Below are 9214 nucleotides of genomic sequence, written 5' to 3'. Positions count from 1 at the left end.
GCCACTCGATTTGAGTGGCTTTTCGTGAACGCAGAAGGATTCGAACCTTCGACCGCCTGCTTAGAAGGCAGGTGCTCTATCCAGCTGAGCTATGCGTCCATTTTCTTTAACTTTAAACTTAACCTTTTGACCGTCCCGATTAAAAATCGGGATGCTCTATCCAGCTGAGCTATGCGTCCATTTATTTTAAAACTTTATCGCTTAAAGTTTTAGTCGGGGTGGCAGGATTCGAACCTGCGGCCTCCTGCTCCCAAAGCAGGCGCGATAACCGGGCTACGCTACACCCCGAATTAGACATAGATTTGTATCTGTGGTCTTCCCGATCTCAATCGGGACACGATAACCGGGCTACGCTACACCCCGAGGCAAAAATTAAGCGGAGAGACAGGGACTCGAACCCTGGCGACGGTTACCCGTCGACAGATTAGCAATCTGCTCCATTACCGCTCTGGCACCTCTCCAAGCTCAAGAAACGTGTTCTGTTTTGCGGTTGCAAATGTAAGACAACATTCCATTTCTCACAACTATTTTTTCGCTTTTTTTTAAGTTTTTTTAATCTTTTCTCTAAAACACTTCACAATCAAACGAATAGAATTAACAAAAAATTCATATTCAATTTAAAATCCATTCCAATTGATGCAAAATTTGAATTTATTCAAATAAAGAGTAAATTTGCTACATTAACTAATATTAAACAGAAAATGAACAAAAGAGTTGTTATCGTTTCTGCCGTTAGAACACCTATCGGAAGTTTCATGGGAGGGTTATATACCGTACCCGCACCACAATTAGGAGCTGCTGCCATAAAAGGAGCCCTTTCAAAAATTAACCTAGACCCAAAATTAGTTGATGAAGTTTTCATGGGGAACGTAATCCAGGCAGGCGTTGGACAAGCTCCGGCTCGTCAGGCTGCACTTTTTGCAGGATTATCAAACGAAGTTGCTGCCACAACAGTAAACAAAGTCTGCGCCTCTGGAATGAAAGCTGTAATGTTTGGCGCACAGGCAATCGCTTGCGGTGATGCAGAAATTGTAGTTGCCGGTGGAATGGAAAGCATGAGCTTAATTCCACACTACGTACAAATGCGTGCCGGAAACAAATTTGGTCCTGCAACAATGCTCGACGGAATGCAAAAAGATGGTTTGACAGATGCTTACGATAACAACGCAATGGGAGTTTGCGCTGATTTATGTGCAACTGAATACAACATCAGCCGTGAAGAACAGGATAATTTCGCTATTCAGTCTTATGAAAGAAGCGCAAAAGCCTGGGATGCCGGAAAATTTGATAATGAAGTCGTTCCTGTTGAAGTTCCACAAAGACGCGGCGAACCAATTATCGTTTCTAAAGACGAAGAATACACCAATGTAAAATTGGATAAAATTCCTTCATTAAGTGCTGTTTTCACCAAAGACGGAACAGTTACTGCTGCAAACGCTTCCACAATCAATGATGGTGCTGCGGCTTTAGTTTTAATGTCTGAAGAAAAAGCAAATGCTTTAGGTTTAAAACCTTTAGCTTACATAAAAGGTTATGCCGATGCTGCACAAGAACCAAAATGGTTTACTACAAGTCCGGCAAAAGCGTTACCAAAAGCTTTAGACAAAGCAGGAATTGCAATTGGTGATGTTGATTATTTCGAATTCAACGAAGCATTCTCAGTTGTTGGTCTTGCCAATTCAAAAATCTTAAATCTTGATAACAATAAAGTAAACGTAAACGGTGGTGCTGTTTCATTAGGACATCCTCTTGGTTGTTCAGGAGCTCGTATTATTGTAACTTTACTAAACGTTTTAGAACAAAACAATGCAAAAACCGGAGCGGCTGCAATTTGCAATGGCGGCGGTGGAGCATCTGCAATTGTTATCGAAAGAGCTTAAAATAATATTTCATTAGGAGTTATTAGAAATTAATAACTCCTAATTTTTAACTAATACATTATCTAAATGTTCGGAATCTGCAATCTTGCCATAGTACCCGTTCGATCTGAGCCTAGTGACAGAAGTGAAATCGTTACACAACTTTTGTTTGGCGAACACATCGAAATTTTAGAACGCCAAAATCAATGGGCACGAATAAAAATTCAGTTTGATGATTATATAGGCTGGGTAGATTCTAAACAATATCAGATAATTTCTCAGGAGCAGTACAATCAGTTAAGCAAAGAAGCCATTATTTTGAATGCCGATTTGATTGACTACATCACTGCGCCTAACAACTTATTACTTCCAATTCCGCTTGGAGCATCTTTATCTTTCCTGCACAATAGCGAAATCAATACTTCTAATTTTGATTTTGAAGGAACAAAAACCAGTGGCATAAAACCAAAAAGTGCCTTAATAAATACAGCTTTCATGTATTTGAATGCTCCGTATTTATGGGGCGGAAAAACGCCATTCGGAATCGATTGTTCTGGTTTTACACAAATGGTTTACAAACTAAATGGATATAAAATTCATCGCGATGCTTCACAACAAGCACTCGAAGGAGAATCTTTAAGTTTTATTGAAGAAAGCGAAGTTGGCGATTTAGCCTTTTTTGACAATGACGAAGGCAACATCATCCACGTTGGAATCATTATGGAGAATAATTACATCATTCACGCAAGTGGAAAAGTACGTATTGACCGTTTAGACCACACCGGAATTTACAATCCAGAATTAAACAAACACACTCACAAACTACGCGTGATTAAGAAAATTATTTAATTTTTCGCCACTGATTACACAGATTAACACAGATTAAAAAATCATTTTTAATCCAATAAATCTGTGGCAAAAAAATAAAAAATAAAAAAAATCTGTTTAAATCCGCGTCATCCGCGTGCCAATTCATCACGCACTAATACGAATCGTCTTTCTAAACTCCGAAGGACTATTCCCTCTCTGTTTCTTGAAGAATTTATTAAAGTGGCTTTCATCCGTAAAACCAAATTCATACGCAATTTCATTAATACGCTTATCGCTGAATTGTAAACGATGTTCAATCAACTTCGTTTTATAATTGCTAATATATTGCTGCATCGTTTCGCTCGCATGTTTCTTAAAATAGCGTCCCAAATACGTATTCGAAATTCCGAAATAATCACTAATAGATTCCGCTTTAATCTTCTCCGGATAATAAATATTCGTCTGAATATATTGCAGAATATCCATCGCTCTGGCTTCAGAATTAATATTTACCTGCTCCGGTAAATACTTCGCAATATTTCTTGCTACAATAATAATCAATGTATTAACCAATTGCTGAATCAATTCTTTATTATAAACATCTTTATCCTGATGTTCACGAATAATAGCTTCAACCATCACTTTCACCAGACATTTATCAGCATGATTTTTTAAAATACAACCCGGCTGATGATTCGCATTTTGCAGAATATATTCCAAACGCTGAATATTCTCATTTTGCAGACTGGAATTCTTCAAGTAAATATCATTAAACCTCAAAAAGAAAAACTTCGTTTCTGTTTCAATTGTAAAATTATGGCAATCCTCAGGCGTCAATAAAAACATATGTCCCGCATCATATTCAAAAATATTTTTGTTGATACATTGCGTTCCAGTTCCGCCCAAAATATAAACCAATTCAAAGAAATTATGACGATCTCCAACATCCGGATATTCATCCAATGTTTCAAAAGATACTGTAAACGGTTCGTATAAATTTTCTTTTTTCATAATCTGCAGCAATTAATTCAGGATGCAAATATACCTAAAAAAGACAAATATATACAATTTAACAGTTAAAAAAATGGTATAATTTTGTCAAATAATTTTAAGATATCAATTTTAACATCATGGAATATAGAAAATTAGGCAACTCAGAACTTGAATTATCAACTATAACTTACGGTGCATTTGCCATTGGCGGAAACATGTGGGGTGGAAACGAAAAGAAAGATTCAATCGACTCCATTCACGCATCAATCGAACACGGCGTAACTACAATCGACACCGCTCCTTTTTACGGATTTGGTTTAAGTGAAGAAATGATTGGCGAAGCTTTAAAATCTCAAGATCGTTCAAAAGTGCAATTATTAACCAAATTTGGTTTGGTTTGGGACGGAAGCAATAACGGAAAAGGAGATTTCTTTTTTGATGCCGACGACAACGGAAAAAAATTACCAATTTACAAATACGCTTCAAAAAGTAATATCATAAAAGAAGTTGAAGAAAGCTTAAAACGTCTTCAAACAGATTATATCGACTTATTGCAAATTCACTGGCCAGACTCCACTACTCCAATTCAGGAAACTATGGAAGCCTTGGAAATCCTTATTCAACAAGGAAAAATCAGAGCCGCCGGAGTGAGTAATTACAATGAAGCACAAATTAAAGAAGCGCAAAAAACAATTCAGTTAGCTTCAAATCAAGTTCCTTTTAGTATGCTGAATCAGGCTATTCAAACTGATTTAGTGCCACTTACCATTCAGGAAAACATTGGAATCATTGCTTACAGCCCAATGGAAAGAGGTTTATTAACCGGAAAATATTTCACCGACAGTAAATTAAAAGATAATGATCATAGAAATGGTTATTTTGGTCAATTCGATCTTCAAAAAGTAAAAACTTTAGTTGAAGAATTAAGTTCATTAGCAAATGCAAAACACATTTCAATTTCGCAATTGGTTTTACGCTGGACAACTTTACAAAAAGGAATTACAATTGTTTTAGCCGGAGCAAGAAATGCAGAACAAGCGATTTCAAACGCAAAAACAATGGATTTCGATTTATCAGCTTCAGAATTGGAATTTATTAATCAGGCAATTTCGAAACTTAAATAATATTCTAAACACATAGAAACATAGTTTTTTCTTTGTCGGTAAAGGCGTTTCACTTGTTTAAAAAAACATAGCCACACAATCTTGTCATTCCGAGGAACGAGGAATCGCACTCGGGATTCGACAAAGATTGTCGACATTCTTTATAGAGTTTCTAGTGCGATTCCTCGTTCCTCGGAATGACAAACTTTGAAAACTATGTGTTAGAAACTAGTTTCTTTCAATTACCTTTTTTAGAAAATAAAAATCTATGTCTCTATGTGTTTCAAAAAAAATCTCAAAAAATTAAATAATTAGGATTTGGGCGTGTCCCAAGGGCCGGGCTATCCGTTACAATCTTTTGTGTCTCGTTAAAAAACGAGGCACAAAAGGATTTCCACTCCTATCCCTCACGCATCCATTTTCAAAAGAAACAATCATATAAAATGAAGAAAATATTTATCATCAACGGAAGCCAAAATTTTGCACATTCAGGCGGAAAATTCAATGAAACCGTTACCGACTGGACAATCGAATACTTAAAAAACAGTAACAAATTCGAAATAAAAACAACCGACATCAAACAAAACTTTGACTTAGACGAAGAAGTAGAAAAATTTGTTTGGGCAGATGTTGTAGTATATCACACGCCAGTTTGGTGGTTTCAATTACCAAATCTTTTCAAAAAATACATCGACGACGTTTTCACAGCCGGACACAACAAAGGAATTTACAAAAGCGACGGAAGAAGCCGGGTAAATCCTGATATCAATTACGGAACAGGCGGACAATTACACGGACGTAAATATATGCTGACTACAAGTTGGAATGCGCCTGCAACAGCCTTTATACTTCCGGGAGAATTCTTCGAAGAAACATCTGTAGATCAAGGAGCTATGTTTGGTTTCCATAAAATGAATAAATTTGTAGGTATGGAAAAATTAAACAGTTTCCATTTCCACGACGTTGAAAAAGGTGCAACTGCAGAAAACATTGTCATCTTCAAAGAAAATTACACCAAACATTTAGAAGAAACCTTTAAAAACCTATAATCATGATCTCAATCACTGCAATTATAAAAAGTAAACAAGAAAATATTGAAGAAGTTAAAATCTTGATTCAAAACCTTGTTACACAAACCAGAAAAGAAGAAGCCTGCGTTCGTTACGATCTTCATACAACTGATAATGTTTTCATTATTTGGGAAGAATGGAAAGATCAGGCCGGACTTGATATTCATAACAATCAGCCTTATTTACTAGACTTTATTGCTAAAAGCGAAGCCTTAACTTCTGCACCAATTCAGGTTTACAAAACAATCCAAATACTTTAATAAATAAGGCTATGAAAGCACTTTTCACCAATACATACGAATCTGAGTTCGTAAAAACTGAGATTGAAAAACCAGCTCCTAAAAAAGGAGAAGTTTTAGTTAAAATACACGCAAGCGGTGTAAACCCAATCGATAACAAAATCCGACTTGGACTTTCACCTTATGCATCACCTGTTTTACCAGCTATATTAGGAACAGATCTTGCCGGAGTAATTGAAGAAATTGGCGAAGGCGTAACGGAGTTTAAAGTTGGTGACGAAATTTACGGACTTGCCGGCGGCGTTCTTGGTCTTCAGGGAACTTTAGCAGAATATACAGCTGTTGATGCTGATTTATTGGCTATAAAACCTAAAAACCTAACCATGAAAGAAGCTGCAGGAATTCCGCTAGTATTGCTTACCGCTTGGGAAGGTTTAATTGACAGAGCGAAAGTTCAAAAAGGTGACAAAGTTTTGGTTCACGCCGGAGCTGGCGGCGTTGGTCACATGGTCGTACAACTGGCTAAAATTTTTGGTGCCGATGTATATGCAACGGTTTCTTCTCAAAAAGCAGAAATTGTAAAATCGTATGGAGCAACTGCGATTGATAAAAACACACCCGTTGAAGATTATGTAAATCAATACACAAACGGAAAAGGTTTTGATATTATTTACGACACCCTTGGAGGTCAGTCTCTTGACGATTCATTTAAAGCCATTCGTCATTACGGGCAAATTAGCAGCTGTTATGCTTTCGGAACACATACTTTAGCAACAAGTTCACTTCGTTCAGCAAGTATTCACGGTGTTTTCGTTTTACGTCCAATGATTGGCAACGAAAACCGAAAACATCACGGAGATATCTTAAAAGAAACAACAAAATTAATTGAAGAAGGAAAGCTAAAACCACTAATTGATCCTAGAAAATTCACTTTAGACAATGCAATGGAAGCTCACAAAGCTGTAAGCGACGGTTCTGCAATTGGAAAAATTGTTGTAGATATTATTTAAGTTTTTTTTGCCACGAATTACACGAATTTTCACGAATTATTTTTTTTAACTAGAGAAATAAAAATTCGTGGAAATTAGCGTAATTCGTGGCAAACTTTTTATTTAATTCCGCCAAAAGCGCCAAAACACATATTCTTATGTAAAATCTCTACGCTTTTGAAACCCACTTTTTTCATCAAATCCAATTGATAATTCATTGATCTTGGGGTATCTTCTTTGGCAATATAGTCAAATACATTTTGACGATATTCAGCTCCGCCAATTCCTTCTAAATATTCACCGTATCGCTGCCAGGTATATTCATTTAATAATTCTGTATCCTGCGTAATTAAATCTGAAATCATAAAACAACCGCCCGGTTTTAATAATTTAAACAACTTTATAAAAGTAGTTTCCCAATCTTTATCATCCCGTAAATGATGTAAAACAGCTCCAGCCAAAATAATATCAAAACTATTTTCTTCTAATTTAACTTCGCGAATATCACCTTGCTTAATCTCGACTTTTCCGTTTGTTTCTGCTGAAACCCTTTCAAAAGCTTTATTCAACATTGGCAAACTTAAATCGACCAAAGTGCAGTTTAAATTTGGCAATTTAGACAACATCATTAAAGTATAATTTCCGGCACCGCAGCCAATATCTAAAACATGAGTGGCATTTGGAACAATTCGTTTTGAAGCCTCGGTAATTAATTCTAAAGAAATTTTGGCGTCAATTGTAGATAATTGTCCCGTTTCTAAATTCGAAAATCGTTCAACATCATTATCAAATCGTTCCTTAATCTCTGTAACAGTTGATTTTTTCATAGTCTTTGTTTTTTAATCTCTCGCAGATCTGGCAGATTAAGCGAATCTTTTTGCTATTATTGATTGGAATATTGTGATTAAGATGATTTATCTAAACTAATAATCTGCTCAATCTGCCAGATCTGCGAGAGACTTGTTTTTCTTTTTCAAAACTATCCTTTTCATAAATACTTTAAAAATACTATTTTTATCAATTAATAATACCTTTAAAGTATCATGGAATTGCGTCATCTAAAATATTTTTTGGCTGTAGCCGAAGAACTGAACTTTACTAAAGCCTCAGAAAAACTCTTTATTTCCCAGCCGCCATTAAGCCGACAAATTATTGAATTGGAAGAAGAACTTCAGGCAAAGCTTTTCATTCGGAACAATAAAAAAGTAGCACTTACTGAAGCTGGAAAATATTTCGAAAAAGAAGTCAAAGCACTTTTTCAAAATTTGGAACATATATCTTTAAAAACTAAAAAGATTGCCGAGAATGTTTCGGGCGAATTTAGGATTGCTTATATCAGTTCCATTTATTCGGCAGTTATTTCAGATTTAATCAAACATTTAAAAATACAATTTCCGTATGTAAATTTCAAGCTTTTTGAAATTTCTACAACCAAACAAATTGATGCTTTAGAACAAGGAAAAATCGAAATGGGAATTATACGTTCTCCCATAAAATCTCCCAAAATACAATCGCATTTATGGTTTCAGGATGGTTTTTCATTGGTTTATAATAAAAGCATCATTCAAATAAAATCGGAAAAAGAGATATTAAATTTAAAAGAGGAAACTTTCGTTTTCTTCAACAAAGATTATGCACCACATTATCATGAAGTTTTATTAGAACTTTGTGCTTTTTATGGCTTTACGCCAAAGATAATTCACGAAGCGAACAACATTAATTCAATCGTACAATTAGTCAAAAACGGATTAGGGATTTCAATTGTTCCTTCGAATATTGCCAAAAACAATCAAGATCCAGAAATAGGCTTTATTGAATTAAAAAAAGTCAATTTGCGGACAGATGTTTCAATAATTACATTAAAAGAAGATGAATCTGAGATTACTAAAACCGCAGTCGATTTTTTATTGCGTAAAAGTAGTTCTCGCTAAGATTACTTTATAATTTAATCTCGCAAAGGCGCAGAGACGCAAAGTTTTTTATTTAATATTTAATGGTATGCCCAAAGTTTGTCATTTCGACGAAGGAGAAATCTTCGCGAGAAGCTCGGCAAAGATTGGCTTACGTTGCGGAGTTACTTGCGAAGATTTCTCCTTCGTCGAAATGACATAAAATGAGAAAAAAATCCTTTTAATCTTTTTAATCTGTGGC

Annotated in this window: 9 protein-coding genes and 3 tRNA genes; 7 read left to right on the top strand and 5 right to left on the bottom strand. The window is 35.5% G+C overall.

The features are described 5' to 3' along the window. Positions 1-25: 25 nt before the first annotated feature. The 3 genes from ACODSB_RS18410 to ACODSB_RS18400 form a co-directional block, all read right to left on the bottom strand. Positions 26-99: transfer RNA gene (locus ACODSB_RS18410), tRNA-Arg, on the bottom strand. 114 nt (positions 100-213) lie between these two features. Further along, positions 214-288, bottom strand: a tRNA-Pro gene (locus tag ACODSB_RS18405). A gap of 89 nt (positions 289-377) precedes the next feature. Continuing rightward, positions 378-461: transfer RNA gene (locus ACODSB_RS18400), tRNA-Ser, on the bottom strand. A gap of 240 nt (positions 462-701) precedes the next feature. On the opposite strand from ACODSB_RS18400, the gene ACODSB_RS18395 reads away from it, so the two are divergent. Together ACODSB_RS18395 and ACODSB_RS18390 are read left to right on the top strand one after the other, a co-directional pair. Then, positions 702-1880: an acetyl-CoA C-acyltransferase gene (locus ACODSB_RS18395; RefSeq protein WP_488938108.1), complete on the top strand. Its 1179-nt coding sequence runs from the start codon at positions 702-704 to the stop codon at positions 1878-1880. 66 nt (positions 1881-1946) lie between these two features. After that, positions 1947-2708, top strand: a complete 762-nt coding sequence (locus tag ACODSB_RS18390) for a C40 family peptidase (RefSeq protein ID WP_053470248.1) — start codon at positions 1947-1949, stop codon at positions 2706-2708. A gap of 126 nt (positions 2709-2834) precedes the next feature. Here the strand turns inward: ACODSB_RS18390 and ACODSB_RS18385 are convergent, their stop codons facing one another. Beyond that, entirely contained in the window at positions 2835-3680 is an 846-nt protein-coding gene (locus tag ACODSB_RS18385) for an AraC family transcriptional regulator (protein WP_053470249.1), read from the bottom strand. Positions 3681-3799: 119 nt separating this feature from the next. Between ACODSB_RS18385 and ACODSB_RS18380 the strand changes: the two genes are divergently transcribed. The 4 genes from ACODSB_RS18380 to ACODSB_RS18365 all read left to right on the top strand — a co-directional run bounded on the left by ACODSB_RS18380 (position 3800) and on the right by ACODSB_RS18365 (position 7084). Next, on the top strand, positions 3800-4786 hold the full coding sequence (locus ACODSB_RS18380; protein ID WP_488938107.1) for an aldo/keto reductase: 987 nt from the start codon (positions 3800-3802) through the stop codon (positions 4784-4786). Positions 4787-5208: 422 nt separating this feature from the next. Next, positions 5209-5814: an NAD(P)H-dependent oxidoreductase gene (locus ACODSB_RS18375; protein WP_488938106.1), complete on the top strand. Its 606-nt coding sequence runs from the start codon at positions 5209-5211 to the stop codon at positions 5812-5814. Positions 5815-5816: 2 nt separating this feature from the next. Next, entirely contained in the window at positions 5817-6095 is a 279-nt protein-coding gene (locus ACODSB_RS18370) for a putative quinol monooxygenase (protein WP_488938105.1), read from the top strand. Between the two features lie 11 nt (positions 6096-6106). Beyond that, positions 6107-7084 carry a zinc-dependent alcohol dehydrogenase family protein gene (locus ACODSB_RS18365; RefSeq protein WP_488938104.1) on the top strand — a complete coding sequence of 326 codons (978 nt, stop codon included), beginning with the start codon at positions 6107-6109 and terminating at the stop codon, positions 7082-7084. Positions 7085-7182: 98 nt separating this feature from the next. On the opposite strand, the gene ACODSB_RS18360 is transcribed toward ACODSB_RS18365, so the two are convergent. Then, entirely contained in the window at positions 7183-7890 is a 708-nt protein-coding gene (locus ACODSB_RS18360) for a class I SAM-dependent methyltransferase (protein WP_488938103.1), read from the bottom strand. Between the two features lie 216 nt (positions 7891-8106). Between ACODSB_RS18360 and ACODSB_RS18355 the strand changes: the two genes are divergently transcribed. After that, positions 8107-8994 carry a LysR family transcriptional regulator gene (locus tag ACODSB_RS18355; RefSeq protein WP_488938102.1) on the top strand — a complete coding sequence of 296 codons (888 nt, stop codon included), beginning with the start codon at positions 8107-8109 and terminating at the stop codon, positions 8992-8994. Positions 8995-9214: the final 220 nt, after the last annotated feature.

It is taken from the genome of Flavobacterium sp. FG68 (assembly GCF_057808895.1).
This window is presented reverse-complemented; position numbering and strand designations above follow the sequence as displayed.